The organism is Actinokineospora sp. HUAS TT18, assembly GCF_051364635.1.
Taxonomy (GTDB): Bacteria; Actinomycetota; Actinomycetes; order Mycobacteriales; family Pseudonocardiaceae; genus Actinokineospora.
In genome coordinates this window covers 7,194,901-7,221,465 of the sequence record NZ_CP195645.1, presented here as the reverse complement: position 1 = coordinate 7,221,465, position 26,565 = coordinate 7,194,901, and the positions used below count along the sequence as shown (strand labels likewise).

Annotated in this window: 30 protein-coding genes; 13 read left to right on the top strand and 17 right to left on the bottom strand. The window is 71.3% G+C overall.

Annotated elements, in window-relative coordinates; all coding sequences use genetic code 11:
* Nucleotides 1-30: 30 nt before the first annotated feature.
* Complete coding sequence (locus ACSHT8_RS33740; RefSeq protein WP_436495989.1) at nucleotides 31-459, bottom strand: methyltransferase family protein; 429 nt, start codon at nucleotides 457-459, stop codon at nucleotides 31-33.
* 82 nt (nucleotides 460-541) lie between these two features.
* On the opposite strand from ACSHT8_RS33740, the gene ACSHT8_RS33735 reads away from it, so the two are divergent.
* Both ACSHT8_RS33735 and ACSHT8_RS33730 read left to right on the top strand, forming a co-directional pair.
* Complete coding sequence (locus ACSHT8_RS33735) at nucleotides 542-1,231, top strand: VanZ family protein (protein ID WP_436495987.1); 690 nt, start codon at nucleotides 542-544, stop codon at nucleotides 1,229-1,231.
* Between the two features lie 63 nt (nucleotides 1,232-1,294).
* A complete protein-coding gene (locus ACSHT8_RS33730; protein WP_436495985.1) occupies nucleotides 1,295-1,852 on the top strand; it encodes a DUF4386 domain-containing protein in 558 nt (185 codons plus the stop codon).
* Here ACSHT8_RS33730 and ACSHT8_RS33725 read toward each other — a convergent pair.
* Nucleotides 1,842-2,483 (bottom strand): hypothetical protein, encoded by a 642-nt coding sequence (locus ACSHT8_RS33725; RefSeq protein WP_436495983.1) that lies wholly within the window; start codon nucleotides 2,481-2,483, stop codon nucleotides 1,842-1,844. The genes ACSHT8_RS33730 and ACSHT8_RS33725 overlap by 11 nt on opposite strands.
* A 166-nt stretch (nucleotides 2,484-2,649) precedes the next feature.
* Between ACSHT8_RS33725 and ACSHT8_RS33720 the strand changes: the two genes are divergently transcribed.
* Nucleotides 2,650-3,462, top strand: a complete 813-nt coding sequence (locus tag ACSHT8_RS33720; RefSeq protein ID WP_436495981.1) for a DUF72 domain-containing protein — start codon at nucleotides 2,650-2,652, stop codon at nucleotides 3,460-3,462.
* Here ACSHT8_RS33720 and ACSHT8_RS33715 read toward each other — a convergent pair.
* From ACSHT8_RS33715 to ACSHT8_RS33700, 4 genes are read right to left on the bottom strand one after another with little or no spacing between them, the layout of a single operon-like run.
* Nucleotides 3,459-3,851 carry a PIN domain-containing protein gene (locus tag ACSHT8_RS33715; RefSeq protein ID WP_436495979.1) on the bottom strand — a complete coding sequence of 131 codons (393 nt, stop codon included), beginning with the start codon at nucleotides 3,849-3,851 and terminating at the stop codon, nucleotides 3,459-3,461. The two genes, ACSHT8_RS33720 and ACSHT8_RS33715, sit on opposite strands and share 4 nt — an antisense overlap.
* Nucleotides 3,848-4,132, bottom strand: a complete 285-nt coding sequence (locus ACSHT8_RS33710; protein ID WP_436495977.1) for a type II toxin-antitoxin system Phd/YefM family antitoxin — start codon at nucleotides 4,130-4,132, stop codon at nucleotides 3,848-3,850. Before ACSHT8_RS33710 ends, ACSHT8_RS33715 begins: the two co-directional genes overlap by 4 nt.
* Nucleotides 4,133-4,164: 32 nt before the next feature.
* Nucleotides 4,165-5,301 (bottom strand): sensor histidine kinase, encoded by a 1,137-nt coding sequence (locus ACSHT8_RS33705; protein ID WP_436495975.1) that lies wholly within the window; start codon nucleotides 5,299-5,301, stop codon nucleotides 4,165-4,167.
* Nucleotides 5,298-5,969, bottom strand: a complete 672-nt coding sequence (locus ACSHT8_RS33700; RefSeq protein WP_436495973.1) for a response regulator transcription factor — start codon at nucleotides 5,967-5,969, stop codon at nucleotides 5,298-5,300. The genes ACSHT8_RS33705 and ACSHT8_RS33700 overlap by 4 nt, the downstream gene beginning before the upstream one ends.
* Nucleotides 5,970-6,036: 67 nt before the next feature.
* Between ACSHT8_RS33700 and ACSHT8_RS33695 the strand changes: the two genes are divergently transcribed.
* A complete protein-coding gene (locus ACSHT8_RS33695) occupies nucleotides 6,037-6,516 on the top strand; it encodes a GNAT family N-acetyltransferase (protein WP_436495971.1) in 480 nt (159 codons plus the stop codon).
* Here the strand turns inward: ACSHT8_RS33695 and dxs are convergent.
* Nucleotides 6,513-8,423, bottom strand: coding sequence for a 1-deoxy-D-xylulose-5-phosphate synthase (dxs, locus tag ACSHT8_RS33690; RefSeq protein WP_436495969.1), 1,911 nt, complete (start codon nucleotides 8,421-8,423; stop codon nucleotides 6,513-6,515). The two genes, ACSHT8_RS33695 and dxs, sit on opposite strands and share 4 nt — an antisense overlap.
* 178 nt (nucleotides 8,424-8,601) lie before the next feature.
* Between dxs and ACSHT8_RS33685 the strand changes: the two genes are divergently transcribed.
* Complete coding sequence (locus ACSHT8_RS33685) at nucleotides 8,602-9,414, top strand: hypothetical protein (RefSeq protein WP_436495968.1); 813 nt, start codon at nucleotides 8,602-8,604, stop codon at nucleotides 9,412-9,414.
* Here ACSHT8_RS33685 and ACSHT8_RS33680 read toward each other — a convergent pair.
* Nucleotides 9,411-10,628 carry a class I SAM-dependent RNA methyltransferase gene (locus tag ACSHT8_RS33680; RefSeq protein ID WP_436495966.1) on the bottom strand — a complete coding sequence of 406 codons (1,218 nt, stop codon included), beginning with the start codon at nucleotides 10,626-10,628 and terminating at the stop codon, nucleotides 9,411-9,413. The two genes, ACSHT8_RS33685 and ACSHT8_RS33680, sit on opposite strands and share 4 nt — an antisense overlap.
* Complete coding sequence (locus ACSHT8_RS33675) at nucleotides 10,625-12,634, bottom strand: APC family permease (RefSeq protein ID WP_436495964.1); 2,010 nt, start codon at nucleotides 12,632-12,634, stop codon at nucleotides 10,625-10,627. Before ACSHT8_RS33675 ends, ACSHT8_RS33680 begins: the two co-directional genes overlap by 4 nt.
* 125 nt (nucleotides 12,635-12,759) lie before the next feature.
* On the opposite strand from ACSHT8_RS33675, the gene ACSHT8_RS33670 reads away from it, so the two are divergent.
* Nucleotides 12,760-13,425: a potassium channel family protein gene (locus ACSHT8_RS33670; protein ID WP_436495962.1), complete on the top strand. Its 666-nt coding sequence runs from the start codon at nucleotides 12,760-12,762 to the stop codon at nucleotides 13,423-13,425.
* Nucleotides 13,425-14,081 carry a potassium channel family protein gene (locus ACSHT8_RS33665; RefSeq protein WP_436495961.1) on the top strand — a complete coding sequence of 219 codons (657 nt, stop codon included), beginning with the start codon at nucleotides 13,425-13,427 and terminating at the stop codon, nucleotides 14,079-14,081. The genes ACSHT8_RS33670 and ACSHT8_RS33665 overlap by 1 nt, the downstream gene beginning before the upstream one ends.
* A gap of 152 nt (nucleotides 14,082-14,233) precedes the next feature.
* Here the strand turns inward: ACSHT8_RS33665 and ACSHT8_RS33660 are convergent, their stop codons facing one another.
* The 3 genes from ACSHT8_RS33660 to ACSHT8_RS33650 form a co-directional block, all read right to left on the bottom strand.
* Nucleotides 14,234-15,187 carry an acyl-CoA desaturase gene (locus ACSHT8_RS33660; protein ID WP_436495959.1) on the bottom strand — a complete coding sequence of 318 codons (954 nt, stop codon included), beginning with the start codon at nucleotides 15,185-15,187 and terminating at the stop codon, nucleotides 14,234-14,236.
* Nucleotides 15,188-15,355: 168 nt separating this feature from the next.
* Nucleotides 15,356-16,057, bottom strand: coding sequence for a DUF3159 domain-containing protein (locus ACSHT8_RS33655; protein WP_436495957.1), 702 nt, complete (start codon nucleotides 16,055-16,057; stop codon nucleotides 15,356-15,358).
* Nucleotides 16,054-16,431 carry an OB-fold nucleic acid binding domain-containing protein gene (locus ACSHT8_RS33650; RefSeq protein WP_436495955.1) on the bottom strand — a complete coding sequence of 126 codons (378 nt, stop codon included), beginning with the start codon at nucleotides 16,429-16,431 and terminating at the stop codon, nucleotides 16,054-16,056. The genes ACSHT8_RS33655 and ACSHT8_RS33650 overlap by 4 nt, the downstream gene beginning before the upstream one ends.
* Before the next feature lie 95 nt (nucleotides 16,432-16,526).
* Between ACSHT8_RS33650 and ACSHT8_RS33645 the strand changes: the two genes are divergently transcribed.
* Genes ACSHT8_RS33645 through ACSHT8_RS33630 form a run of 4 tightly spaced genes read left to right on the top strand, consistent with a single transcriptional unit; the run spans nucleotide 16,527 to nucleotide 19,407 of the window.
* Entirely contained in the window at nucleotides 16,527-17,246 is a 720-nt protein-coding gene (locus ACSHT8_RS33645) for an alpha/beta fold hydrolase (RefSeq protein WP_436495953.1), read from the top strand.
* Nucleotides 17,243-17,521, top strand: a complete 279-nt coding sequence (locus ACSHT8_RS33640) for a hypothetical protein (RefSeq protein WP_436495951.1) — start codon at nucleotides 17,243-17,245, stop codon at nucleotides 17,519-17,521. Before ACSHT8_RS33645 ends, ACSHT8_RS33640 begins: the two co-directional genes overlap by 4 nt.
* A 57-nt stretch (nucleotides 17,522-17,578) precedes the next feature.
* On the top strand, nucleotides 17,579-18,586 hold the full coding sequence (locus ACSHT8_RS33635; protein ID WP_436502245.1) for an ATP-binding cassette domain-containing protein: 1,008 nt from the start codon (nucleotides 17,579-17,581) through the stop codon (nucleotides 18,584-18,586).
* Nucleotides 18,583-19,407, top strand: coding sequence for an ABC transporter permease (locus ACSHT8_RS33630; RefSeq protein WP_436495949.1), 825 nt, complete (start codon nucleotides 18,583-18,585; stop codon nucleotides 19,405-19,407). Before ACSHT8_RS33635 ends, ACSHT8_RS33630 begins: the two co-directional genes overlap by 4 nt.
* Before the next feature lie 4 nt (nucleotides 19,408-19,411).
* Here the strand turns inward: ACSHT8_RS33630 and ACSHT8_RS33625 are convergent, their stop codons facing one another.
* The 3 genes from ACSHT8_RS33625 to dut are packed head-to-tail and all read right to left on the bottom strand — an operon-like array spanning nucleotide 19,412 to nucleotide 23,690.
* Nucleotides 19,412-22,549 (bottom strand): BTAD domain-containing putative transcriptional regulator, encoded by a 3,138-nt coding sequence (locus tag ACSHT8_RS33625; protein WP_436495947.1) that lies wholly within the window; start codon nucleotides 22,547-22,549, stop codon nucleotides 19,412-19,414.
* Between the two features lie 31 nt (nucleotides 22,550-22,580).
* A complete protein-coding gene (locus tag ACSHT8_RS33620; RefSeq protein WP_436495946.1) occupies nucleotides 22,581-23,213 on the bottom strand; it encodes a DUF3710 domain-containing protein in 633 nt (210 codons plus the stop codon).
* Entirely contained in the window at nucleotides 23,214-23,690 is a 477-nt protein-coding gene (gene dut / locus ACSHT8_RS33615) for a dUTP diphosphatase (protein WP_436495944.1), read from the bottom strand. It abuts the gene before it with no gap.
* Nucleotides 23,691-23,714: 24 nt separating this feature from the next.
* On the opposite strand from dut, the gene ACSHT8_RS33610 reads away from it, so the two are divergent.
* On the top strand, nucleotides 23,715-24,200 hold the full coding sequence (locus ACSHT8_RS33610) for a DUF3093 domain-containing protein (protein WP_436495943.1): 486 nt from the start codon (nucleotides 23,715-23,717) through the stop codon (nucleotides 24,198-24,200).
* 85 nt (nucleotides 24,201-24,285) lie between these two features.
* Here the strand turns inward: ACSHT8_RS33610 and ACSHT8_RS33605 are convergent, their stop codons facing one another.
* Nucleotides 24,286-24,594 carry a DUF4193 domain-containing protein gene (locus ACSHT8_RS33605; protein WP_054045619.1) on the bottom strand — a complete coding sequence of 103 codons (309 nt, stop codon included), beginning with the start codon at nucleotides 24,592-24,594 and terminating at the stop codon, nucleotides 24,286-24,288.
* A 407-nt stretch (nucleotides 24,595-25,001) separates the two neighbouring features.
* On the opposite strand from ACSHT8_RS33605, the gene cei reads away from it, so the two are divergent.
* A complete protein-coding gene (gene cei, locus ACSHT8_RS33600; RefSeq protein WP_436495940.1) occupies nucleotides 25,002-25,703 on the top strand; it encodes an envelope integrity protein Cei in 702 nt (233 codons plus the stop codon).
* Here cei and ACSHT8_RS33595 read toward each other — a convergent pair whose 3' ends face one another.
* A complete protein-coding gene (locus tag ACSHT8_RS33595; protein ID WP_436495938.1) occupies nucleotides 25,704-26,504 on the bottom strand; it encodes an inositol monophosphatase family protein in 801 nt (266 codons plus the stop codon).
* Nucleotides 26,505-26,565: the final 61 nt, after the last annotated feature.

Here is a 26,565-nt window from a genome sequence, read left to right as displayed (position 1 = left end):
TCTCTTCGGAGACACCGGGGGCGCTGTCGTTCAGTACCGGGGGACGCGGCGCGCGTAGCCCGCGTGCTCGTCGCCGAACAAGGCGGCCAGTTGGCGCTCTTCGCGCAGGACGGCACGGTGAACCAAGGCGGCGGCGACCGGCCAGCCCGCGAGCAGCCAGGGCGAGCGGGCGGCGAGCCCGGCGCCGAGGTGGAGCAGGCTCCAGCCGACGTACATGGGGTTGCGGGTGAGCGCGTACGGCCCGGCCGTCACGAGTCGGTCCGGGGCATCGATGTCGCCCTCTCCCCGCGCTCGGACGGCCCACACGTTCAGGCCCAGTCCAGCGGCCAGACCTACCCAGCCCACGGGGGCGAGGGCCGCGGGCAGCCGAGGCCGGGTGCGCGCGTGCAGGATCAGGCCGGCGATCATGGTGACCGCGTGTTCGGCGGGGAGGGGCGTCCGCTCCCAGATGGCCGACATGGACTCACTGTAGGTCCGGATATCGCGGGCGTATCGAAAACCCGATACGCCGCCGCAACGGGCCTCCCCATCTAATGGGGCCGTGAACACCAGCCCAGCCCCGTCAGCACCGTCCCGCCGCACGATCGTGTTGGCCTGCCTGGTGGTCCTCGGCCTGGCGGGCGCGGCGTTCGCCGTGCGGGGGCCGCTGCTGATGGCCGCTCCGCGGTGCCTGGCCGGGCACGGCTGCCTCGACACGTTCAACGGCGTCGTATTCGTGACGCTGGCCGGGCTGCCGTTGGCCGCGCTGCTGGTGTGGGCGCTGGCCCGCCTGCGGCGTGCGGCGGGCGTCGAGTCGGCGTGGCGGTTGTCGCTGGCCGAGGTGGGCATGGTCTACGGGACGGCGCCGTGGCTGTGGATGACCATGATGCCCGGCTCCGGGGCGGGCGTCGTGCCCGGCAGGCTGAGTCTGGTCCCGCTGCGGGACCTGGTCACGATGAGCCCGCTCGGGATCGGCGGCAACCTGCTGGTGTTCGCGGCCCTGGGGTTCTTCGCTCCGCTGCGGTTCGCCGCGCTGGCGTCCGTGCCGCGGATTCTGGCGCTCGGCGCGGGCTGCTCGATCCTGGTCGAGACCGCGCAGTACGTCTTCCAGTTGGACCGGGTGTCGTCGGTGGATGACGTGCTGGTCAACGCGACGGGCGCCGCGCTGGCCGCGCTGGCGTCGCGTCGCTGGTGGCGTGCGGCGGAGGTGCTGCCGGAGGAGGCACGGGAGCGCGAAGTCAATAATTCTTGACATCATGTCAGCATCGCTTTACCTTCACCTGTGTCAAGTTTTCTTTACACAGGGAGACCCGCCATGGAGCTGTCCTCACGTCGCGCCGCGATCGTGGCGGGCGTCGGCCTGCTATTGATGGCCGTGCTGGCCGCCTTCGCCAACTTCGGTGTCCTCGAAGACCCGCACCCGGGCGACGGCGCGTTCCGACTGGGCGTGGCCGCCCTCATGGCCGTGGCGATCCTCGACATCGTTGCCGCGTGGGCGCTTTGGGTGTTCTACGCGCCGACCGACGCGGCATTGTCCACTCTCGCGGCATGGCTGCGGATCGCTTACACGGCGGTGTTCCTCGTCGCGATCGCGCGGCTGTCGATGTCCGAAGTGGACAGCTTCCGGGAGATCTGGTCGATCTCGCTGACACTGTTCGGCGCGCACCTCGTCGCGCTCGGATACCTTGTGGCCAAAGCGAAACCGGTGTGGCTGGGCGTCGTGCTCGCGCTCGCCGGAGCGAGCTACCTCGTCGACGGGTTCGCCAAGGTCGCGGGCTACGACCTGAAACTCGCCACGGTGGGCGGTTTCGGCGAGGTCGCGCTCATCGGCTGGCTTCTCATCCGCGGTGCTCGCCGCGCCGTCAGCAGCTGACGGTGACCTTGGCGCCGGACCTGAACGACACGTGGACGTGGTCCATGTGGTTGGCGGTCGGGCTGCCGCGGTTCTCCATGGCGTCCCAGCCGCCACCGTCGTTGTAGCGCTGGCGCCAGATCACGTAGGTGACGCCGAAGGCCCGCTGGTTGGCCAGGATGTAGTCGGCCACGGCGTTGCCGGTGGCGGTGTCGACCATGAAGTCCAGCGCGAGACCCGACGGGTGGTCGCTGGCGCCGCCGCGGCCTTCCCGGCCGCCGATGTCCTTGATGCCGAACTTGGCCTTGATGTGGTTGCCGACCTGCGCCACGTGCGGCTGGACGCCGTCCAGGGTGGTCGAGCAGGAGCCCGCGGGCTTGGCGGTGGTCTTCGGCCGCGGCGGGGTCGTGGTGACCGGCGGCGGCGGGGGTGGCGTGGTCGTGACCGGCGGCGGGGGCGGCGTCGTGGTGGTGGTCACCGGCGGCGTCGTGGTCGTGCTCGACGGGGCGGACGTGGTCGTCGACGGGTCCCGGAGCGTCATGGCCGCGTTCACGGACTGCGTGTCGGGGGCGGGGCCGCCGACGAGCAAGACGGTGGCACTCAAACCAGTGCCGATGAGGACACCTAAACCCGTGGTCACGTGCCAGCCCACGGGCTGCTTCCTATGTCGACCGGACATTCGTTGATCACCACTACTCGTCGGGGGCGGAGCCGGGGCAACATTACGAAATGGACTCGGCAAAGTCACGCTGGAGTGTCGTCGACCACATTTCCGCAGGTCCGCTGGACACGCCGGAGATGACCTAGAATTCGCACGTATGGGTGGCGGATCTGTCCGAATCGGCACGTCAGGCTGGGTCTATCCACCTTGGCGCGGGGTGTTCTACCCCAAGGGCGTGACCCAGAAGCGCGAGCTGGCCTATCTGTCCAACCAGGTCACCTCGATCGAGATCAACGGCTCCTTCTATGCCCTCCAGCGCCCCGAGAGCTACCAGAAGTGGCGCGACGAGACCCCCGACGGGTTCGTGTTCTCCGTCAAGGGACCCCGGTTCATCACCCACATGAAACGGTTGAAGGACGCCGACCTCACCCTGGCCAACTTCTTCGCCTCCGGGGTGCTCGCGCTCGGGGCGAAGCTGGGGCCGGTGCTGTGGCAGCTGCCGGAGAACTTCAAGTACGAGCCGCCGGTGCTGGAGGCGTTCTTCAAGGCACTCCCCCGCACATCCACCGCGGCCGCTTCGGTGGCGCGGGGGCATGACTCGCGGTTGGACGGTCGCGCGTGGACCGAGACCGACGCCGACCGGCCGCTGCGGTACGCGCTGGAGGTGCGCAACCCGGAGTTCAAGCGGCCGGAGTTCGAAGCGCTGGCGCGGGAGCACGGGGTCGCGGTGGTCATCGCGGACACGGCGGGGCGGTGGCCGCGGTTCGACGAGGTGACCGCCGACTTCGTCTACGTGCGACTCCACGGCGATGAGGAGCTCTACACCAGCGGCTACACATCGGACGCGCTCGACAGGTGGGCGGCGAAGGTCAAGAAGTGGCGGAAATCGGCCGACGTCTACGTCTACTTCGACAATGACGTGAAGGCCCACGCGCCTCGCGACGCGCTGAGCCTCATCGAGCGCCTCTAGGCCGCGATGACGTCCAGCACCCGCTCCAGGCCGCGGAAGTCCGCGAGATTCCTGGTGAGCAACGGCAACCCGCGCGCGGCAGCGGTCGCCGCGATCTGCAAGTCCATCCACCGCGGACGAGGGTTTCGCCCTGACCGGCGAACAAGGGCCGCCATCGTGCCGTAGAGCTTCGCGGCCGACAGATCGAACGCGAGCACGTCGAACTGATCCAGAGTGGCGTAGTAGCGGTCCGCGCGGACCGCCCGCTCGATCGGATCATCGATGTCGAGGCCGTTCGCCAACTCGGCAACGGTCACCGAACTCACGAACCCTGCCGCCGAAGCGCGTTCACCAAGGTCGATATGGTCAAGATCGACGATCACCGACGTGTCCAGCAGGACATCGATCACCGGGACCACGCACCATCCACCGGATCATCGGTGCCGAAGACCTCGTCGTCGGCCGCACGCTCGCGATACCAACGTTCCACGTCCATCGGTGGCAGGTCGCGAAACACCGCTTGAACCTCTCCCAGACTCCTGCGCTTCGGCGCGACTCCCGCCTGGTGCGGAACGATGTCCGCGATGGGCTTGCCGTTGCGGGTGACCGTGAAGCGCTCTCCGGCCTCGACGCGGCGCATTATCTCCGCGTTGTCGTTGCGAAGCTCCCGTTGGCCGATTACCTGACTCACCCCAGTAGCGTGGCGCTCATCCGATAAATGCGCTACACATGCGCTACAGAGGGCAGGTGGACCGTCACGCTCAAGCCGCCGCCCGGGACCGGTTCCGCGCTCACGTGGCCGCCGTGCGCCCGCGCGACCGCCCGCACGATCGACAAGCCCAAACCGGTGCCCGTCTGCGCCGTCCGATCCACCCCGCCCCGGCGGAACGGCTCGAACAGCTCCGCCACCCGGTGCGGGTCGACCGGCCTGCCGGACGACGACACCGTCAGCGTCGTCCACTGTGGACCGCGGTGGGTGCGCACGTCGATCCAGCCGCCGTCGGTGTTGTGGCGGACGGCGTTCTCCAGGAGGTTTCCGGCGACACGCTCCAGCAGGGCCGAGTCGCCGATGACCGTGGGGCCGCCGTCGTGGAAGGTGGCGGTGATGCCGCGGCGTTCGGCTTCGGTGCGGGCCGAGCGCCAGGCGCCCGCGATGACGGTGGACAGGTCGACCGGGCCGGTGGCGCCGACGCCCAGGCCGTCCGTGCGAGCCAGGACCAGCAGGGCCTCGACGAGCTCGCCCGCGCGCAGGGTGGCGGCGCGCACGACCTCGGCCATGCGGCGGAGTTCGGCCTCGTCGGCGTTCGGGTCGGCCAGGGTGACGTCGAGTTCGGTGCGGATGACCGCCAGCGGGGTGCGCAGCTCGTGGCTGGCGTTGGCGACGAACTGGCGCTGGGTGGAGAACGCGGCCTGCAAGCGGTCGAGCATGGCGTCGAACGTGTCGGCCAGTTCGGCGACCTCGTCGCGGGCGCCGCGGTGGCCGATGCGCTCGCCGAGGGACTCCACTGACAGCCGGTGGGCCGTCGCGGTGACCTCGCGCAGGGGGCGCAGCACCCGGCCGGTGATGAGCCACGCCAGCAGCGCCGTCGCGGCGACCACGCACACGAAGGCCACCGAACCGGCCAACAGCACCCTGTCGCGCGCGTTGTCGGCCAGGACCTCCGCCAGTTGCTCGGCCCGCACGCGCACGCCGTCGACCAGCACCGTCGTGCCCTCGGGGAGCGAGGGCACCGAGGCGACCACGCCCCCGGCCAGCAGCCAGCCCAGCCACAGCAGCAGCACGCTCACCGCGGCAACCAGCCCCGTGGCCAGCAGGGTGATCCGGCCCCGCAGCCCGGGACCGCGGCGGCGTCCGGTCACCGCACGGCGGAGGACGGCACGCGGTAGCCGGAGCCGACGACCGTGTCGATCACCCCGGGCTCACCGAGCTTCTTGCGCAGGGTCATCACCGTGACCCGGACCGTCGTGGTGAACGGGTCGGCGTTCTCGTCCCACACCCGCTCCAGCAGCTCCTCGCTGCTGACCACCGAGCCGCGCGCGGAGAGCAGGACCTCCAGGACCCCGAACTCCTTGCGCGTCAGGTCGATCTGCTGGCCGTTGCGCGACACCGTGCGCCGCGCCGGGTCCAGCTCGACGTCGCCCGCCACCAGCACCGGCGGCGTCACCGGGGTCGCCCGGCGGGCCAGCGCGCGCACCCGCGCGACCAGCTCGGGGAAGGCGAACGGCTTGGCGAGGTAGTCGTCGGCGCCGATGGACAAGCCCTCGACCCGGTCGGCCACCGCGTCGCTGGCGGTGAGCATCAGCACCCGCGTCAGCGCGCCGGAGGCCACGATCTCCCGGCACAGCTCGTCGCCGTGCATGCCGGGCAGGTCGCGGTCGAGCACGACCACGTCGTACCGGGTGACCGACGCCTTCTCATGGCCGTCGTCGCCGTCGTAGGCGATGTCGACCGCCATACCTTCCCGCCGCAACCCACGCGCTACCGCGTCGGCCAGCGGGACCTCGTCTTCCACGATCAGGATCCGCACCCCTACAACGGTGCCACACCCGCGCCGACAAGGTCGGACGGCATCCGCAGGCCCTACGGTGGGCCGGGTGCTCGAACGCCTCCGCCCCGACCACGCCCCCGCGCTGCTCGCCTTCGAGACCGCGAACCGCGCCTACTTCGCCGCCTCGGTCCCCGACCGCGGCGACGCCTACTTCACCGGCTTCGACCAGCGCCTCCGCGACCTGCTCGCCGAGCAGGACGCCGGGGTGTGCCACTTCCACGTGCTGGTGGAGGACGGTGAGGTGGTGGGTCGGGTGAACCTGGTCGACGTCGCCGACGGCTCGGCCGAGCTTGGCTATCGCATCGCAGAGAAGGCCGCGGGCCAGGGGCTGGCCACGCGGGCCGTCGCCGAGGTGTGCGCGTTGGCCGTCGACTACGGCCTGACGTCGCTGCGTGCGGCGACGACCGCGGACAACGCGGGGTCGCGGGCCGTGCTGGTCCGCTCGGGGTTCGTGGTCACCGGGGAGACCGAGTTGGACGGCCGCCCAGGTCTCACCTACGGGCGAGACCTGGGCGCCGACCGCTAAGGCAGGACGCGACCCGGTTCCTCGGACTCCGCCGTCTCGGCGCCGAGGAGGTCCGAGGCCCAGCCGGTGACGCGGCGGGCCACGTCCTGGGCCGTCAGGCCGAGGCGGACCAGCACCTCGTCGCGGGAGCCGTGGGCGTGGAACTCGTTCGGGATGCCCAGGTCGCGCAGGGGGACGTCGACGTCGCTGTCGCGCAGCAGGGCGGCCAGCGCCCAGCCGAAGCCGCCATGACGCCCGCTGTCCTCGACCGTGACCACGAGCCGGTGCTGCGCCGCCAGCTCGACCAGCTCACGCGGCACCGGGGCGACCCAGCGCGGGTCGACGACGGTGACGCTGATGCCCTGGTCGGCCAGCCGCTCGGCGGCGGCGAGGCCCAGTTCGGCGAACGAGCCGACCGTCACCAGCAGCACGTCGGAGCCGCGGCGCAGGATGTCGACCGGGCCGACGCGCTCGACGGCGGCGATGTCGTCGCCCACGGTGGCCTTCGGGAAGCGCAGGACTGACGGGCCGTCGTCGATGGCGATGGCCTCGCGCAGTTCCTCGCGCAGCGTCGCGGCGTCGCGCGGGGCTGCGATGTGGATGCCGGGGATGACGCCGAGGATCGACAGGTCCCACATGCCGTGGTGGCTGGCGCCGTCAGGGCCGGTGATGCCCGCGCGGTCGAGCACGACGGTGACCGGCTGCTGGTGCAGGGCCACGTCCATCAGCATCTGGTCGAACGCGCGGTTGAGGAACGTCGAGTAGATCGCGACCACCGGGTGCAGCCCGGCCATCGCCATGCCCGCCGCCGACGTGATGGCGTGCTGCTCGGCGATGCCCACGTCGAAGGTCCGCTCGGGGAACCGCTCGGCGAACGGGGCCAGGCCGGTCGAGCGCAGCATGGCCGCGGTGATCGCCACGACGTCCTCGCGCTCGGCGCCGATCTTGGCCAGCTCGTCGGCGAACACGCTGGTCCAGACGGTGCCCTTGGACTTGCGGGGCTTGCCGGTGACCGGGTCGATCGGGTCGGTCTGGTGCATCTGGTCGAGCTCGTCGTTCTCGGCCAGCGGGTAGCCGTTGCCCTTGCGAGTGACCGCGTGCACGATCACCGGCCCGCCGAAGTCCTTCGCCCGGCGCAGCGCCGACTCCAGCGACTCGAAGTCGTGGCCGTCGACCGGGCCGAGGTACTTCATCCCCAGGTCCTCGAACATCGCCTGCGGGGCCAGCGCGTCCTTGATGCCGCGCTTGGCCGCGTGCAGCGCGGCGTAGAGGGGCTTGCCGACGACCGGGGTGCCCTGCAGCATCCGCTTGCCGCCTTCGAGCGCGCGCTCGTAGCCCGGCCGCAGCCGCAGCGCGGCCAGATGGTCGGCGACGCCGCCGATGGTCGGTGAGTAGGAGCGGCCGTTGTCGTTGACCACGATGACGACCGACCGGTCGGTGCCCGCGGCGATGTTGTTCAGCGCCTCCCAGCACATGCCGCCAGTCAGCGCGCCGTCGCCGACGACGACCACGACACTGCGCTTCTCGCCCTGCACCTCATACGCCTTGGCGAGGCCGTCGGCGTAGGACAGGGCGGTGGAGGCGTGGCTGTTCTCGACGTGGTCGTGGTCGCTCTCATCGCGGCACGGATAGCCGGAGATGCCGTCCTGCTGGCGCAGCTCGTCGAAGCCGTCGCGGCGGCCGGTGAGGATCTTGTGCACGTAGGCCTGGTGGCCCACGTCGAAGATGATGGCCTCACGCGGCGAGTCGAACACCCTGTGCAACGCGATCGTGAGTTCCACGACGCCCAGGTTCGGTCCAAGGTGGCCACCCGTCCGGGTGACCTTGTCCACAAGGAAAGAGCGGATCTCGGCGGAGAGTCGGTCCAACTCCTCCGGCGTGAACCGCATCAGATCAGCCGGATCATGCACGGAATCGAGCAGCGTCACCGCGTCGTCACCTCGTCATTGTCGGCTGTTCCCGCTCGATCCAGTCTACGAGTGGGCCTCCGATGATCGCCCGAGGTGTCCGACACACGCACGACATCCTCACCGATCGTGCACAACATCTCCCCCACAGCGGTAGTGTCTCGTCGCAGTCCGGGGGATGTGTGCTTACGGGGGAACGATGACGGAACCGGTGATGAACCCGGTCGAACAGGACCGGCTCACCAAGGAGGTCGGCCGCGCCATGGTGCGCGTGGCGGGCCAGCACTGGCAGCGCATTCAGGCGTCGTACCGGTCGGCCGGTCGACACGTCGAGGCCGATCTGGTCGTGTTGGGCGCCGACGGCCAGGAACATGTGATCCGGCCGCCCGGGGAGGTCGTGTCCGGGTTCGCCAGACTGCGCGGCGGGATGTACCGGCCGGGTCGGGGAACGTGGATCGCGGCGAAATACTCGATCGAGCCGACAGGGACCTTCGAGGTCGAGTTCGAGCCCGACGTCGAGCCGGAGTGGCGGCGGGTGCCGCCGCCGATCGGATTCATGGACGAGCTGCGATTCTTCCCGCGGTCGGAGGAACACATCCCCGACTGGCTGCGGGCGCGGGCAGGCATGCCGCCCGCCGTCTCGGCGGAGACGCAGGCCGCCCACACGCCGCCGGGTGGACTGCCGGTGCAGCAGCCGGGCGGAGCGCCCGCGCAACAGCCGGTTCCCCCGGCGCCGCAGGGTGGGCCACAGGTTCCTCCGGGGCCGCCTGTGCAGCAGCCGGTTCCGCCTGCGCCGCAGGTTCCTCCGGTTCCGCCGCATCCGGCTGGGCCACCGACGCAGCAGCCGATTCCCCCGGGGACACCTCCTGGCGGGTTCCGACCGGGCCCGCCGCCGCCCGGCGGGGTCCCGGGCCACCCCGGGCAGCCAATGCCGCACCGCGGCGGGCCGCCACCGGGTCCGGCATATCCCCCGATGGGCCAGCGCCCGCCGTTCCCGCAGGGTCCGCGCTAGCGCTCCAGCAGGGCGACGCACTCCACGTGGTGGGTCATGGGGAAGGTGTCGAAGGCGCGCAGGTTCGTCAACCGGTAGCCGTGGTCGGCGAACAGGGCGACGTCCCGCGCGAGTGCCGCGGGATCGCACGCGACGTAGACCACCCGCGCGGGCTCGCGGTCGGCGATCGCCTCGACGACCTCCCGCCCCGCGCCCTTGCGGGGCGGGTCGAGGACCACGACGTCCGGTGACGGCAGGTCCGCGCCGAGGACGTCCTCGACCCGGCCCGAGAACACCCGGACCTGAGCCAGGTCCTTCAAGTTCTCCGCGCCGTCCTCGGCGGCCCGCCGACCCGACTCGACCGCCACGACTGTCCCTTGTGGACCAACCTGCGAAGCCAGCACCGCGGCGAACAGGCCGACGCCCGCGTACAGATCCCAGGCGCAGCCACCGGTTTCGGCGCCGGACCACTGCCCCACGACCTCGGCGAGCATGTCCGCCGCGTCCGGGTGGACCTGCCAGAAGCCCTGGGCGTCGAACCGCCACTCGCGGCGGGCGGCGCGCTCCAAAGCGGTCGCGGAGCCGATGACGCGGTGGGCGCGCGGCTGCCTCCGGCCCTTCTCCAGGATGAGTTCGCTGACGTGGGTGTAGCCGTTGGCGTCCACCGACACGTCGAGTTCGGCGCCGGGGGTCCAGCGGTCGGCGACGACCGCGTCGACGGTGCCCGGGGCTGCGATCACGCAGTCGCCGACCGGGACAACCCGGTGGCTGCGGTGGGCACGGAACCCCGCCTGGCCCCGCCGGTCGACCGCCAGCCGGGCCCGTGTCCGCCAGTGGACCAGCCCGCCCGCGAGTTCCTCGACCTCACCGTCCCAGGTGATCCCCGCCAGCCGCTGCAACTGCTCGGCGACGACGGCCTGCTTCAACGCCCGCTGCGCCACCCCGGACGCGTGCTGCCAGTCGCAGCCGCCGCAGCCGCCGGGGCGGGCGAGCGGGCATGGGGGCTCGACGCGGTCGGGGGACGCGGTCAGGACCTCGACGGCGTCGCCGCGGCAGAAGGAGCCGCCGCGGTCCTCGGTGATCTCGACGACCACCCGCTCCCCCGGCAGCGCGTGCCGGACGAACACGACCCGGCCGTCGGCACGGGCGACGCAGTGGCCGCCGTGGGCGACCGCGCCGACCTCGACCTCGACCCGCCGCCCGGTCCAGTCGGCGGCGGGTTCAGTTCCGGTCATCGGCGCTCGGCCTCCTCATCGACTGCCAGGCCGCGGCGGATCAAGCCGGGGGCCACCACCTCGGGCTCGTGCACGCCCTCGGAGGACTGCAGCTGCCACGGCACACTCGTCACCATCACACCCGGCTGGAACAGCAGCCGCCCCTTGAGCCGCAGCGCGCTCTGGTTGTGCAGGAACTGCTCCCACCAGTGGCCGACGACGTACTCGGGGATGAACACGGTGACCACGTCGCGCGGGTTGTCGGTGCGCATGCGCTTGACGTAGTCCAGGACCGGCTTGGTGATCTCGCGGTAGGGCGACTCGATGACCTTCAGCGGCACCGAGAAGTTCTGCTTGTCCCACGCGGCGACCAACCGCTTGGTGTCCACGTCGTCGACGTTGACGGTGATCGCCTCCAGCACGTCCGGTCGGGTCGCGCGAGCGTACGCGAGTGCGCGCTTGGTCGGCAGGTGGAGCTTGGAGACCAACACGATGGTGTGGATGCGCGACGGCAGGACGAACGGGTCCTTGCCCTCGGCTTTGACCAGTTCGTCGGTGACGCGGTCGTAGTGGCGGCGGATGCCGGTCATCAGCGCGTAGATGGCGGCCATGGCGGCGATGGCGATCCACGCGCCGAGCAGGAACTTGGTGATGAGCACGACCACCAGCACCGCGCCGGTCATCGCGAGACCGAAGGCGTTGATGGCCTGCGAGCGGCGCATCCTGCGGCGCTCGGCCGGGTCGGTCTCGGTGGCCAGGTGCCGGTTCCAGTGCCGGATCATGCCGGTCTGGCTCATGGTGAACGAGACGAACACGCCGACGATGTAGAGCTGGATGAGCTTGGTGACCTCGGCGTCGAAGGCGATCACCAGGACGATGGCGAACGCGGCCAGGCCGATGATGCCGTTGGAGAAGGCGAGCCGGTCGCCGCGCGTGTGCAGCTGGCGCGGCAGGTAGCGGTCCTGGGCGAGGATCGAGCCGAGGACGGGGAAGCCGTTGAACGCGGTGTTGGCGGCGAGCACGAGGATCAGCGCGGTGACGATGGTGATGAAGTAGAAGCCCGCCGGGAAGTCGGAGAACACCGCTTGGGCGACCTGGGCGACCATCGTCTTCTGCTCGTAGCCCTCCGGGGCGTTGACGAGCTGGGTGGCCGGGTCCTCGGCCACCTTCACCTCGGTCAGCTGGGCCAGGGTGATGAGCCCCATCAGCATGACCACCGAGATCAGGCCCATCAGCAGCAGCGTCGTGGCCGCGTTCTTCGACTTGGGCTTGCGGAAGGCGGGCACGCCGTTGCTGATCGCCTCGACACCGGTCAGCGCCGCGCAGCCGGAGGAGAAGGCGCGCAGGATCAGGAAGACCAGGGCGAGGCCCATCAGCTCGCCGTGTTCGGCGTTGATCGTCAGGTTCGCGCTCTCGGCGGGCATCTCCTCGTTGAGGATGAAACCGCGGAACAGGCCGAAGCCGATCATGGCCATGATGCCGACCATGAACGCGTAGGTCGGCACGGCGAACGCGGCACCCGACTCGCGGATGCCGCGCAGGTTGATCGCGGTGAGCACGACGATGGCCGCCACGGCGAACCATGTCTTGTGCTCGCCGACGTACGGCACCGCCGATCCGATGTTGGCCATGGCCGAGGCGATGGACACCGCGACGGTGAGCACGTAGTCGACCAGCAGGGCGCTGGCCACGGTCAGGCCCGCTCTGCGGCCCAAGTTGACGGTCGCGACCTCGTAGTCACCGCCGCCGGACGGGTAGGCGCGCACGTTCTGGCGGTAGCTGGCCACCACGGTGAGCATCACCAGCACGACCACGAGCCCCACCCAGGGCGCGAAGACGTACGCCGACAGGCCGGCCACGGAGAGCATCAGGAAGATCTCCTCCGGCGCGTAGGCCACCGACGACATCGCGTCGGAGGCGAACACCGGGAGGGCGATGCGCTTCGGGAGCAGGGTGTGCGCCAGGCGGTCACTGCGGAACGGCCGTCCGACGAGCAGCCGCTTGGCCGCCGTTGAGAACTTGGACACGGGTGCACAGCGTAGGCGGTCGCGTCACCGTTTCGGAGCAGGCACCGGTAGGTTCATCAGTGTCGCTCGCCGACTGGTCGACGGGTGTCCGTTTCGCGTGAATACAGCCAGCGAGGAGGCTGCTCGTGCACGTGGTGATCATGGGCTGCGGACGCGTCGGGGCCTCGATGGCCCACGCGCTGGAGCGCCTGGACCACAGCGTCGCCGTGATCGACAAGGACGCGCAGGCGTTCCGGCGCCTTGGTCCCGACTTCCACGGTCAGCAGGTGGTCGGGCCCGGGTTCGACCGCCAGGTGATGATCGAGGCGGGGATCGAGCGGGCCGGGGCGTTCGCGGCGGTGTCCAGCGGCGACAACTCCAACATCATCTCCGCGCGCGTCGCCCGGGAGACCTTCGGCGTCGACCACGTGGTCGCGCGGATCTACGACCCCAAGCGCGCCGAGGTCTACGAGCGCCTGGGCATCCCGACCGTCGCGACGGTGCCGTGGACGACCGACCGCCTGCTGCGGACGCTGCTGCCGGACGGCGTGGCCTCGGCGTGGCGCGACCCGTCGGGCAAGGTGGCGCTGCTCCAGGTGCCGGTGCACGAGGACTGGGTGGGCCGCACGGTCAAGGAGTTCCAGTCGGCCACCGGCTGCCGCGTCGCCTTCATCATGCGCTTCGGCACGGGCGTGCTGGCCGAGTCGAAGACGGTCATCCAGGCAGACGACCAGGTCTACGTCGCGGCCCTGTCGGGCACGGTCACCGAGGTCACGACGGCCGCCGCCCAGGCGCCGGAGGAGGGTCACTGATGCGTGTCGCGATCGCCGGGGCAGGCGCCGTCGGCCGCTCCATCGCCGCCGAACTCGTGGGCGGCGACCACCAGGTGATGCTCATCGAGCGCGAGGCCAAGCAGTTCGAGCCGCACACGGTCGAGCAGGCCGAGTGGGTCCTCGCGGACGCCTGTGAGCTGGCTTCGCTGGAGGACGCGGGGATCCAGCTGTGTGACGTCGTCATCGCGGCCACGGGGGACGACAAGGTCAACCTTGTGGTTTCGCTGCTGGCGAAGACGGTGTTCGCGGTGCGGCGGGTTGTCGCCCGGGTGAACGATCCGTCTAACGAGTGGCTGTTCACGTCCGCTTGGGGGGTGGACGTCGCTGTGTCGACTCCCCGAGTTCTGGCGGCGATGGTCGAGGAGGCGGTGAGTGTCGGCGGGCTGGTGCAGCTGCTGACGCTGCGGCAAGGGCAGGCGAACCTGGTGGAGATGACGCTGCCTCAGGACACGCCTTGGGCCGGCCGGCCGGTGCGTGAGGTGAAGCTGCCTCGGGATGCGGCGTTGGTGACGATCCTGCGGGGTGGGCGGGTGATCGTGCCGCAGGCGGATGATCCGTTGGAGGGTGGGGACGAACTGCTCTTCGTGGCGTCGGCGGACGTGGAGAACGAGATCCGCAAGGCCCTGGGGCACTAGTCGAGCCAGTCCGACAGGTCGCGGTACCTTGCCGAGGCGGACAGCGCCGAACTCTCCTGCGGCGCGCCCGCGGGATTCGCCGGCGAGCGCGACCGCCAAAGCATGAGAAGAGCCCGGCCCCCGAAGGAGGCCGGGCTCTCGCGCGGAACGAACTACTTCGCCAGCGCCTTCTCGACGCGGAGCTTGGTGATGCGCTGCTCGGTGGGCCAGCGGACGTTGCTCGCCCAGCCCAGCTTCTCGAACACCCAGATCAGCCGGGCCGAGATGTCCAGCTGACCGCGCAGCACGCCGTGGCGGGCCGACGTCGGGTCGGCGTGGTGCAGGTTGTGCCACGACTCGCCGAAGCTCAGCAGGGCCAGGGGCCACACGTTGGACGCCTTGTCGCGGGACTTGAAGGGGCGGTCGCCGATCATGTGGCAGACCGAGTTGACCGACCAGGTCACGTGGTGCAGCAGCGCGATGCGGACGAGGCCACCCCAGAAGAACGCGGTGAGCATGCCCCACCAGGACCAGGTCAGCAGGCCGCCCAGCAGCGCGGGGACGGTCAGCGACGCCACGGTCAGCGGGATGAACATGCGGTCGACGGCACGCAGGTCGGCGTCGGCGGCGAGGTCGGGGGCGAAGCGGTCGATCGTGGTGCAGTCGCGGTCGAAGAGCCAGCCGATGTGGCTGTGCCAGAAGCCGCGGGCGATGGCGACCGGGCCGGTGCCGAACAGCCACGGGGAGTGCGGGTCGCCCTCCTTGTCGGAGAAGGCGTGGTGGCGGCGGTGGTCGGCGACCCACTCGATGACCGAGCCCTGCGCGGACAGGCCACCGGCGACGGCCAGCGCGATCTTCAGGCCGCGCTTGGCGCGGAAGGAGCCGTGGGTGAACAAGCGGTGGTAGCCGATGGTGACACCGAGGCCACTGACGAGGTAGAACGCCAGCGCGATGCCGATGTCGACCCAGCCGAGGCCCCAGCCCCAGGCGAACGGCACGGCGGCGGCGACGGCCAGCAGCGGGAGCACTACGAAGGCGTAGACGCCGAACTGCTCGGCACCGCTGCGGCGGCGGTCGGTGAGCGGCTTGGCGCCCGGGGCGAGTGGGGGCTCGAGTGTTGTCGTCACGTGCGGCTACCTCGGATTTCCGGGTGTCTCCCCCAAGACGACCCTACGGTTACGTAACCGTAAGCCTACGCGAGCACGCTGAGTGGTCAGTTAGCGAGAGACGAACATCTCCAGACATGCCGAAAGGCCACCATCCAGGGCGGACGGTGGCCTTTCGGAAAGCGCAGGTCAGCTGGTTTCGCCGTACTTGGCGCGCAGCCGGGCCTCGATCTCCTCGTCACTCTCGACGAGAGCGTCGCGCTCGGCTTGGCGGTGTTTGGCCTTGCGCACCGCCCACACGGTGACCGCCAGGGCCACGATGAACAGCGGGTAGCCCATGCCGAGCCTCGCCACCGCGAGCCAGCCGGTCTGGTCCTCGTCGTAGAGCCACTTCTGCACGACGAACCGCGCGGCGAACACCGCGACGAACGTCAGCGTGGCCAGGTCGTAGGCGCGGACCGACACCTTGTCCTTGCGCCAGTCCTGGCCGAGGCCGTTGAGCAGCGACCAGATCACCCCGACCAGCGGCCTGCGCACCAGCACCGAGATCAGGAAGACGCCGCCGTAGACGAGGCTGGTCCAGATGCCGAGCAGGAAGAAACCCTTGGCCGAGCCGGTCTGGTTGGCGATGAGGGCCGCGATCGCCACGCCGAAGAAGCCGGAGATGGCGGGCTGCAGCGGCTCCTTGCGCACGACGCGCAAGACCGTGATCAGCACCGCGCAGCCCACGGCGCTCCAGATGCCGACGGTGAGCCCGAAGAACAGGTTGGCCAGCACGAACACGACCACCGGGACCGACGAGTAGATCAGCCCGCTGATCCCGCCCATCTGCTCCAGCAGGGTCGGTTCGGGGCCGTCTTCCTTGGTGACCTCAGTGGTCGGTTTCGTCATGTGGTGGTCTGCAACTCGTAGTAGGGGTTGTAGAGGACCTTGCGGCCGTCGCGGACCGCGATCCGGCCCTGCGCCTTGACGGTGCGGCCCGGCTCGATTCCCGGGATCCGGCGACGACCGAGCCAGACTAGTGTCACGCCCTCGGTCCCGTCGAACAGCTCGGCCTCCAGCGTGGCCACCGCGTCGCGCGGACACAGCTCGACGGTGCGTAAGCGGCCCAGCACGATGACCTCGTCGCCGGACTGGCAGTCACAGGCTCGGCGCGCGCCCTGCGCCTCGGCCCGCTCGGATAGGTCGTCCGCGTCCAGCTGGTCGACATCGGTCGTCAGCCGTTTGACGAGACGGTGCCAATATCCGTCCCCCTTGGTGCCCATGTTGTCCCGCTCCTGTGGTGGGGGTCGGCCCCGACGAACGACCCATGCACAATCAGGTTAACCGCGCCAGGTAACCCAGGGACAGGGAACGAGGGGTGAGTGTGACCCAGCCGAACACCGCTGTGCGCACGGCCGTGCTAGTGCCCGGCACAGCGTCGGACGACGTGTTCGTCCGGTCGGTGTTCGAAGTGCCCGTCGCCGCCGTCGGGATGACCGCGGTGACGCCCGCTCCGGTGCGTGGACCTGGGCATGTGGCCGCCTATCTCGCCGCGTTCGACGAGGCGGCCGAGCGGGAGCCGATCATCGCGGGCGGGATCTCCCTCGGCGCGCACTTGGCCGTCGAGTGGGCGCTGAAGAACCGGGACCGGTGCGCGGGGCTGCTGCTGGCCCTGCCGGGCTGGACCGGTGCCCCGGACGGCGCGCCCGCCGCGGTCGCCGCCCGCTACAGCGCCGCCGCCGTGCGCGAGCTGGGCGCGGTCAAGGCGACGGAGGCCGCGGTGGCGGGGCTCGACCCGTGGCTGGCCGCCGAGCTGACCCGCGCGTGGTCCGGCTACGGCGACCACCTCGCCGAGGCGCTGGACATCGCCGCCGACCACGTCGCCCCCACACTGGAGGACCTGGCCACGCTCGACATCCCGTGTGGGGTGGCCGCCTTCACCGACGACGCGGTGCACCCGGCGGAGGTCGCGACAGCCTGGGCGAAGGCGCTCCCCCAAGCCTCCTTGTGCACGACGCGTCTGCAGATCGTGGGCGTCGACCCGGAGGCACTGGGGCGCGCGGCGGTGCTGGCCTGGCTGCGCGCGGTCTCGCCGTGACGACTTACGTGATGATCGCGCGGGTCCCGGAGGGCGGCCTGGCCGCGTTCGACGCCTACGAGGCCGCGGTCCTGCCACTGCTCGCCGACCACGGCGGCAGGCTGGAACGCAGGCTTCGCTCGGTCGACGGCGGCACCGAGATCCACACGGTCAGCTTCACCGACCCGGCGGGCCTGGACGCCTACCGCGCCGATCCCCGCCGCGCCGCCGCCGCGCACCTGCTCGCCGAGTCCGGCGCCGCCGTCGAGCTGCTGCAAGTGGGCGACATCGGCTGAAGTCGTCGTGAAGGCGCCGTGAAACTCGGCGTGGGCACAGTCCCTCCCGTGACCACAATGACGACATCGCAGACCCGCGACCTCGCGCGGGACAGTGTGGACCTGGCCGTGCGCACGCGCGGGCTGGTCAAGGTCTTCGGCGACAACCGCGCCGTCGACGGCATCGACCTCGAAGTCCGCCAGGGCGAGATCTTCGGCGTGCTCGGCCCCAACGGCGCGGGCAAGACGACCATGCTGCGGATGCTGGCCACCCTGCTGGAGATCGACGGCGGCCAGGCCGAGGTCTTCGGGGTGGATGTGCGCGAGCACCCGCACATCGTGCGCCAGCTCGTCGGGGTCACCGGCCAGTACGCCTCGGTCGACGAGAACCTGACCGCCACCGAGAACCTGTGGATGTTCGGCCGCCTGCAGGGCCTGCCGTCACCCAAGGCGAAGCAGGTCACCAAGGATCTCCTGGGGCAGTTCGGGCTGGAGGAGGCGGCGAACCGGCCGCTGAAGCAGTTCTCCGGCGGCATGCGGCGCAGGCTCGACCTCGCTGCCAGCCTGATCACCCGCCCGCCGCTGATCTTCCTCGACGAGCCGACCACCGGGCTCGACCCGCGCACCCGCGGCCAGATGTGGGACACGATCCGCGCGCTGGTGTCCGACGGCTGCACCGTGCTGCTGACCACCCAGTACCTCGACGAGGCCGATCAGCTCGCCGACCGGATCGCGGTGATCGACCGCGGTGTGAAGGTCGCCGAGGGCACGCCGGACCAGCTGAAGAGCCAGGTCGGCAACTCGACCCTGCAACTGCTGCTGACCGATCCGGCCGACCTGACCGTCGCCACCGACACCATCCGCAAGCTCCTGCGGGAAGAGCCGGTCCTCACCCCCGAGCACGGCCGGATCAACGTCGCGCTCGACCACGCCGACCAGGCCGCCGACGTGCTCATCGCCCTGCGCACCGCGTCGGTGTCGGTGGCGTCGGTGACCGTGCAGAAGCCCAGCCTCGACGAGGTCTTCCTGGCCCTGACCGGCCACGACACCTCGGACTCCCCGGAAACCGCTGAGGACAACCGATGACCGCGACCACCCTGACCCGAACCGTGCACCCGGCCGTCGCCGCGGCGAGGCCGCGCGTGAGCATGGCCGAGACCTTCAGCCAAACCATGACCCTGGCGTGGCGGGCGGTGAAGAAGATGCGCCGCAACCCGGAGCAGTTCTTCGACGTCACGATCCAGCCGATCCTGTTCACCGCGATGTTCGCCTACATCTTCGGCGGCGCGATCTCCGGTGACGTCGCGGCGTACCTGCCGCTGATGATCCCCGGCATCATCGCCCAGACCACGCTCACCGCCTGCATGGCCACCGGCGTCCAGCTCCGCGAGGACATGGAGAAGGGCGTCTTCGACCGCTTCAAGTCCCTGCCGATCGCCCGCATCGCCCCGCTCGCCGGGCCGATGACCGCCGACCTGATCCGCTACGGCGTCGCCGCCTGCCTCACCTTCGGCATGGGTGTCCTCATGGGCTACCGGCCCGGCGGCGGGTTCGTCGGGGTCTTCGCCGGGTGGCTGCTCGCGGTGATCGCCGGGTGGTCGCTGGCGTGGCTGTTCACCTGGTTCGGCACGATCGCCCGCAGCGCCCAGGGCGTGCAGGGCATCTCGCTGATGGTGATGTTCCCGCTGACGTTCATGTCGAACGCGTTCGTCCCGGTCGAGTCGCTGCCGGGCTGGCTGGCCGCGTTCGTCCGGGTCAATCCCGTCTCGCACGTGGTGTCGGCGATCCGCGACCTGGCCAACACCGGCACGGTCACCGGCGAGGTCGGCTGGGCGCTGGTGGGCTGCGTCGCGCTGGTCGCGATCTTCGCCCCGCTGTCGGTGCGCAGCTTCCGCCGCCGCATGTGACCTCTTAGAACAGGTGCCCGACGACGGCCCGCGCCTCCGTGAGGAGCTGCGGGCCGCGTCGGTCGCCATAGCTCGCCAGCCACCGGTCGACTTCCCCCGGCACCACCCGTTCGGCGAGACCGGTGACGACGGGCCACGCCATGGTCGGGTAGAGCCGGTTGTAGCCGAAGCGGTGGCCGAGCGCGAGCAGCCGGGCCGCTTCCCCGGCGGGCAGGGTCCCGCGCAGCAGCCCCCACAAGGCGAGCCCGACGAGCACGACCCCGATCACCGGGTGGTCCAGGTGCGGCCGCTCCGGGTCGAGCGCGCCGCTGATCTTGGCCCGGAGGATGGCGTACAGCTCCTCGCCCTCCGGCGCCTCGCCGAACTGGGCGTGCGCGCTCACCGCGGCGGCCTCGCCGAACAGCGTCCACGGCTCGTAGCCCGTCGGGTCACCGAATCCGGGGAAGCGCAGCTCACGCATCTGGGCGACGACATCACGGTAGGCGCGCAGGCCCTCGGCGTACTCGCCCTGGATCAGCGCCAGCTCGGCCTCGGCGACCAGCCGGACCAGCCCGCCGCCCAGGCTCCACTGGGTGCGTTCGACGCCGTGGATCTCCTCGATCCACCGCCGCGCCTCGGCCAGCCCGCCGCCGCTCATCGCCACGACCGCGAGCAGCGCCCGCAGCTGGCAGGCGTCGTCCACGGCACGCAGCTGGTCGAGCACGGGCAGCGCGGCGACGGCGTGCGGACGCGCCTGGTCGAGCAGGCCGAGCTGGCCGTGCAGGTCGGCGAGCTGGGTGTGCAGCATCGCGCGGTGCCACGGCCCGTCGTCGTCCCTGGCCAGCTCCAGCGCGCGTCGGGCGCACTCGACGGCACCCTCCGGGTCGCCCTCGTTCTCCAGCGCGTGGGCGTACCACTGCAGCGCCAGGCACGCGGTGCGCCGGTCCGGGTGGTCGCACAGCGCCGCCAGGGCCGCGGTGCTCGCGGACGGGTCGGCGTGGTCGAGCGACAGCACCACCGAGACGTGCGCGGCGATGACCGGGGAGCCCGTGCCGGGACCGAGTCTCCGCAGCAGGGCCATGGCCTCGGTCGAGTCGGCCCCCTGGATCGCGGTGGCGTTGCTGATCAGCACGGCCAGACACGTCCTGGTGTTGTCGGCGACGTCCTCCCGCGGCGTCCAGCCCCGGATCGCCTGTTCGAGCGCCTCGGCGAGGACCACGACGCGGGGGTGCTCGCCGCGCACCATCCAGTACGGGCCGAGCGCGGACAGCAGCACCATCACGGTGTCCAGGTCGGACGCGGCGAGCGCCTGCCTGAGCACGTCGGCGAGGTTGGTCTCCTCCAGCCGGACCTCGTCCATCAGTTCGATCTGGGCGATGGTGAACAGCTCGCTGACAGCGGTCTGCGCGAACCCGCGCGCCCAGGTCCAGTGAGCCTCGCGGGCCGCCGCGGTCTCGGCGGCGTCGGCCAGCCGGTCGCGGCCGAACTCGCGGACCGTCTCCAGCATCCGGTAGCGGACCCGGCCCGCCGTCTCGAAGACGCTGAGCAGCGACTGGTCGACCAGCGACTCGACGGCGTCGATCGCGGCCGGGCCGAGCAGCTGTTCGGCCGCGCCGAGGGTGAAGCCGTCGTGGAACACCGACAGCCACCGCAGGCCGCGGCGCTCGCGGTCGGCCAGCAGGTTCCACGACCAGTCGATCACCGCGAGCAGCGTCTGGTGCCGGTCCGGGGCGGTGCGGTCGCCGCCGCGCAGCAGGGCGAACCGGTCCTCCAGCCTGCGCGCGATGTCCTCCACCGACATCACCCGCACCCTGGCCGCGGCCAGCTCGATGGCCAGCGGGAGCCCGTCGAGCCGGGTGACGATGTCGGTCACCACGTCCTCGTCGAGGGCGACGCCGGGCCGGGCCGCCTGGGCGCGCTGGCGGAACAGCTCCACCGCGTCGCCCGAGCAGAGCTGGCCGAGCGGGTAGACGCGTTCGGCGGAGATGTTGAGCGGGGCGCGGGTCGTGGTGACGACGCGCAGGTCGCGGACGGCGGAGACGAGGAAGGCGACGAGGTCGGCCACGGCGTCGACCACGTGCTCGCAGTTGTCCAGGATCAGCAGGGCCGGTGACTGGTCTAGCTGCTGGGCGATCCTGGCGCGCACGTCGGCGCGCTGGGTCGCGGTCAACGCGCGCCTGCCCGCCACCGAGTCGCGCACCCCGAGCGCCGAGCCGACCTCGCCGACGACGTCCTCGGCGGCCACCACACCGACCAGCTCGACGAATTGGACCACCGGCTGCTCGGCTTCGCGGCCGAGCACGTGCGCCAGCCGGGTCTTGCCCAGCCCGCCCGCGCCGACGATCGAGGTGACCCGCGCGGTGCGGACCAGCGCGCGCAGCGCGGCGATGTCGGCGTCGCGGCCGACGAGTTCGGTGTGGTCGAACAGCAGGCCCTGGCGGACCGGCCGGTCCTGGGCGAGCAGTTCGGTGTGCAGGCGGCGCAGCGCCTCGCCGGGGTCGGTGCCCAGGGTGTCGGCCAGCCGCGCGCGGTACTCCTCGAACTGGCGCAGCGCCGCCGACGGGCCGTGTACCGCGGCCTCGCCGCGCAGCAGGCAGACCAGCACGTCCTCGTCGGCGGGCCTGCGCGTGACGGCGGCGGCCAGCAGCGGCAGCGCGCGCTCGTGCTCGCCGACCCGGCTCAGCGCGAGACCCAGCAGGTCGCGGGCCTCCTCGGCGTGCGACCGGGCGTCGGCGAGCAAGTCGCCCAACGCGCCTTCGTCGGTGGAGACGGTGATCGTGCGGCCGAGGTCGACGGCCTCCTCGGCGGCGGCCCGCGCGCCCGCCGCGTCACCCGCCGCCAACCGACCGCGCGCCTGGCCGACCGCGGCGGCCAGCATCAGCGCGTCGACCTGGTCGAGGGGGATGCCGAGCCGATAGCCGTTGGCCGACCGGGTGATCACGTGCGCGTCGGTGGCCGCCCGCGCCCGCGACACCACGACCTGCAGCGCCTTCGTCGGGTGCGACGGCAGCGCGTCCGGCCACAGCTCGGCGACCAGGCGCTCGTCGCTCACCCCGTCGCGGGGATGGCGGACCAGCTCGGCAAGCAGCGTCTGGGACCGCTCCCCGACCACGGGGGTGCCCTGCCAGCGGACACCGTCGAGCACGATCAGGGGCGGACGCACACGATCAGCGTAGTGGTCCGCGGCCAGCCGTTTACGTCTGTTGGCCCGCCTGGGCGATGTGCTCGGCGATGGCCTGCGGCAGGTCGATCTGCAGCGGCGTGCGCACCGGCATCGGCTGCGTCCCGCGCACCACGACCGTGCTGCGCAGCATCGCGCGCAGCGCCTCGGTGCTCGTCTCCGCCAGCTCCGGCGGACCGGCCACGACACCGCGCAGCATCCAGCGCGGGCCGTCGACGCCGATGAACCGCAGCGCGACCTCGCCCAGCGCCGCCGACAGCTCCTGGCCCCAGTCACCGGCATGGCTGCGGACCGTCGCGCCGTCGCCGCGCAGCTGCTCGGCAAGCTCGCCGCACACCTCGCGCCACAGCCCGCCCGACTTCGGCGCGGCGTAGGCGTTGAGGGTCAGCTGACCGACCGGGGTGAGGATGTGGACCGCGCGCACCGGGCCCGCCGGGTCCATCTCCACCTGCAGCTGGGCGCCGTCGGGAACCGGGACGCGCATCGACCCCAGGTCGAGGCGGGGGAACTCGTCGTCGGGCGCCTCGGTCTCGTCGTAGGGGCCGTCCGCGCGGTCGACCTCGTCGAGGTCCTCGACATCGACCGGCTCGTCGACCTCGACGACCGGTTCCTCGTCCTTGCGCTTGCGCCGTCCGAACAGTCCCACCTAGTCCTCCGTCCCCGCCGAGCCGGTGAGCACCTCGTGGCCCCCGGTCGACCCGTATCCGCCGGTGCCGCGCTGGGACTCCCCCAGCTCGTCCACCTCGCGGAACACCGCGTGCTCGACCCGCTGCACCACCAGCTGCGCGATGCGGTCGCCGCGGCGCAGGCTGATCGGTGCGGTCAGGTCGTGGTTGATCAAACAGACTTTGATCTCGCCGCGGTACCCCGAATCGATCGTGCCAGGAGTGTTGACCACGCTCAGCCCCGACTTCGCCGCCAGACCCGAACGGGGATGGACGAACCCGGCGTACCCCTCAGGCAGGGCGATCGCGATTCCGGTGCCGACGGTCACCCGGCGGCCCGGCGGGATGATGACATCCACGGTCGTCACCAGATCGGCCCCCGCGTCACCCGGGCGGGCGTACGACGGCAGGGGCACGTCCTGATCCAACCGGGTGAGCAGGACCTCGACGCTGGACACGAGCGGCGAGACTACCCTGGGGTGGTGACAGACAGCTCAGGCACGGCCCATTCGACGACCACCGCCCAGCAGTTCGCGGAGCGGCTGTACGTGACGTGGTACTGGTGGCCGCTGCCGCTGGTGGCGGCCGGGCTGCTCGCCGCCGAGATCCACATGGGCTACCCGGGCGTGCGCTCGTGGCTGCCCTACGTCGTGCTCCTGCCGCTGACCCTGCTGCTGATCGTGCGCTCCGGGCGCACCAGGGTCGCTGTCGAGGACGGCGAGCTGAAGGTGGGCGACGCGCACGTGCCCCTGGAGTTCGTCGGCAAGGTGGAGACCTTCGGCGCGAACGAGAAGCGCAAGGTGCTCGGCCCGCACCTGGACCCGGCGGCGTTCATGCTGCACCGCGGCTGGGTGGGCCCGCTGGTGCGCGTCGAGCTCACCGACCCCGCCGACCCGACGCCGTACTGGGTGTTCAGCACCCGCAGGCCCGCCGAGTTGGCCGCGGTCCTGCGCGATCCCCGCACATGACGAACAGCCGGGCACCCCGCGATCGGGTGGCCGGCTGTCTGTCGTTCTGGTGTTCAGCCCCTGCCGGGGGCGGCGCGTCGTGGGCTTACGCGCAGTCCCGGCAGACGAAAACGCCGTTGTTGTCCTCGGCGAGACGGCTCCGGTGGTGCACAAGGAAGCACTTCGAGCACGTGAACTCGTCTGCTTGCTTGGGCACCACTCGGACGGTGAGGTCCTCGCCGGACAACGCCGACAAGTCGGCGCCGGGCAGCTCGAAGCTCTCCGCGGTGTCCGTCTCGTCGACATCGACGACGCCGGACTGGGTCTCGTTCCGTCGCGCCTTGAGTTCCTCGAGGGAGTCCTCCGCGAGATCGTCTGCCTCGCTGCGGCGTGGTGCGTCGTAGTCGGTAGCCATCGTCTTTCACCCCTGCGGTCCATCAGGATGTGGGTCGTGCCGCTGGTCAACGTTCCAGCGCCCCGGTTTGTGCCCGCCAATCGAGTGACGGAGGTCTCGCCGGTCGCGTGGGGTTCGACCAGCCATCGGAATCGATTCGGCTGGACGTCTTCGGCGACCGGAGCGGGCAGAGGGTAGCTCATTACCGCCCGGTCTCGCACAGCATCACCCTCCCGGGGGTGTTTCGGGCGCGTCGGGCCGCCGGATGCGAAGCTCGGTTCAGGGTTTCATTCCGGACACGACAAGGGTGTCGTGCTGCGGATCGGGCCAAACCGAATACGCTGATCACCATCGACTGTCGAGCGCGCCGCGAGGCCGCTCCGATGCCTGCGGGGGTAGGGCATGAAGTCTGCAGAGAGGACCGTCTCGTGCCTGCCGGGAATCTGACGCGGGGCGGGCGCCCGCGCGGATACCGCAAGCGCCGTCCACTGCCCGCACTCATCCTGATCGTGCTGCTGGGCGTGGTCGCCTCTGTCGTGTGGCTGCAGGTGCTCAAGGCCGACGAGACGGGCTCGCGGACCATGGACTGCAACGCCCCGGCCGCGGTGACGCCGGTGGAGGGTGTCCCGGCGCCGCTGATCGGCGAGCCGATGGACCGCACCGGACTCGACCGCACCGCGCCCGCGCCGCCCGCGACTGCGCTCGTGCGGGTCCTCAACGCCAGCGACACGCGCGGGCAGGCCAACACCGCCACCGAGACGCTGCGCGAACTCGGCTTCACCCAGATCGCCCCGCCGGACAACGACGTGCTCTACCCCAAGGGCGCCCTGCTGTCGTGCCGCTCGCAGATCCGCTTCGGCCAGCAGGGCATGGCGACAGCCCGCGCGCTGAACCTCGTGGAGCCGTGCGCCGAGCTGGTCAAGGACGAGCGCCAGGACGCCACCGTCGACCTGGCTGTCGGCGAGCTGTTCGACCACCTCAAGCCCAGCCCGGAGGCCCGCAAGGTGCTCGACCTGCTCGCCGAGTGGGCGCAGTCCAACCCCGACCAGGGCGGCCTGCTGTCCGACGGGTCGAGCGCGGCGCCGATCCCGCCGGAGCTGATCACGGCCGCGCTAGACACCCGCTGCTAGCTAGTAGTCCCCGCCGACTCCCTCTTCGACCAGCACCGCTCGCAGGCCGTCCACGATGGCGGGTGCCGCGGCGAACATCGTGTCCGTGCCCAGTTCCGGCGCCGTGCCGGGCAGCGTGACGACCGCGCCCGCCTCCGCGGCGATCAGGGCGCCCGCGGCCCAGTCCCACGCGGACAGGCCGCGCTCGTAGTACGCGTCGACCCACCCCGCCGCCACCGAGCACAGGTCGAGCGCCGATGACCCCGACCGGCGGATGTCGCGCACCCGGCCCGCCACCCGCGCGGCGACCGCGGCTTGGGCGATCCGGCGCTCCCGCGAGTAGGCGAACCCGGTGGCCACCAGCGACAGCTCCACCGACTCCGGCCGCGACACCGCCAGCGGCTCGCCGTCGAGGAACGCTCCCCCTCCGCGCGTGGCCGTCCACTGCCGCCCGCTGACCGGCTCGACCACCGCACCCGCCACCGACACCCCGTCGACCTGGGCGGCCACCGACACGCAGTACCAGGGGTAGCCGTACAGGTAGTTGACCGTGCCGTCGATCGGGTCGACCACCCACGTCACGCCAGTGCCGACGGCGCCGCCGTCCTCCTCGCCGAGCACGGCGTCCTCCGGGCGCAGCCCCGCGAGCCGGTCGCGGATCAGCGCCTCGGCCGCCTTGTCCGCGGCGGTGACGACATCGGTGCTGGTGGACTTGGTGTCGACGTCCTGGATGGCCTTGGCCCGCTCGGTGCGCACGAGCTCGCCCGCCTCGACGGCGACGGCGACGGCGATCTTGAGCAGGTCGTTGTTGGAATGGCTCACGCCACTATCCGACCACAAGCGCGCGACGGCGGCTAATCTCTGCGGCAATGGTTCTGAATCG

Coding starts and splice junctions, on each gene's coding strand:
- ACSHT8_RS33655 (WP_436495957.1), bottom strand. CDS start 16,057: ATGACGAAACCGACCACTGAGGTCACCAAGGAAGACGGCCCCGAACCG.
- ACSHT8_RS33720 (WP_436495981.1), top strand. CDS start 2,650: ATGGGTGGCGGATCTGTCCGAATCGGCACGTCAGGCTGGGTCTATCCA.
- ACSHT8_RS33665 (WP_436495961.1), top strand. CDS start 13,425: ATGCGTGTCGCGATCGCCGGGGCAGGCGCCGTCGGCCGCTCCATCGCC.
- ACSHT8_RS33605 (WP_054045619.1), bottom strand. CDS start 24,594: ATGGCTACCGACTACGACGCACCACGCCGCAGCGAGGCAGACGATCTC.
- ACSHT8_RS33680 (WP_436495966.1), bottom strand. CDS start 10,628: ATGACCGGAACTGAACCCGCCGCCGACTGGACCGGGCGGCGGGTCGAG.
- ACSHT8_RS33650 (WP_436495955.1), bottom strand. CDS start 16,431: ATGGGCACCAAGGGGGACGGATATTGGCACCGTCTCGTCAAACGGCTG.
- ACSHT8_RS33740 (WP_436495989.1), bottom strand. CDS start 459: ATGTCGGCCATCTGGGAGCGGACGCCCCTCCCCGCCGAACACGCGGTC.
- ACSHT8_RS33685 (WP_436495968.1), top strand. CDS start 8,602: ATGACGGAACCGGTGATGAACCCGGTCGAACAGGACCGGCTCACCAAG.
- ACSHT8_RS33635 (WP_436502245.1), top strand. CDS start 17,579: ATGACGACATCGCAGACCCGCGACCTCGCGCGGGACAGTGTGGACCTG.
- ACSHT8_RS33730 (WP_436495985.1), top strand. CDS start 1,295: ATGGAGCTGTCCTCACGTCGCGCCGCGATCGTGGCGGGCGTCGGCCTG.
- ACSHT8_RS33630 (WP_436495949.1), top strand. CDS start 18,583: ATGACCGCGACCACCCTGACCCGAACCGTGCACCCGGCCGTCGCCGCG.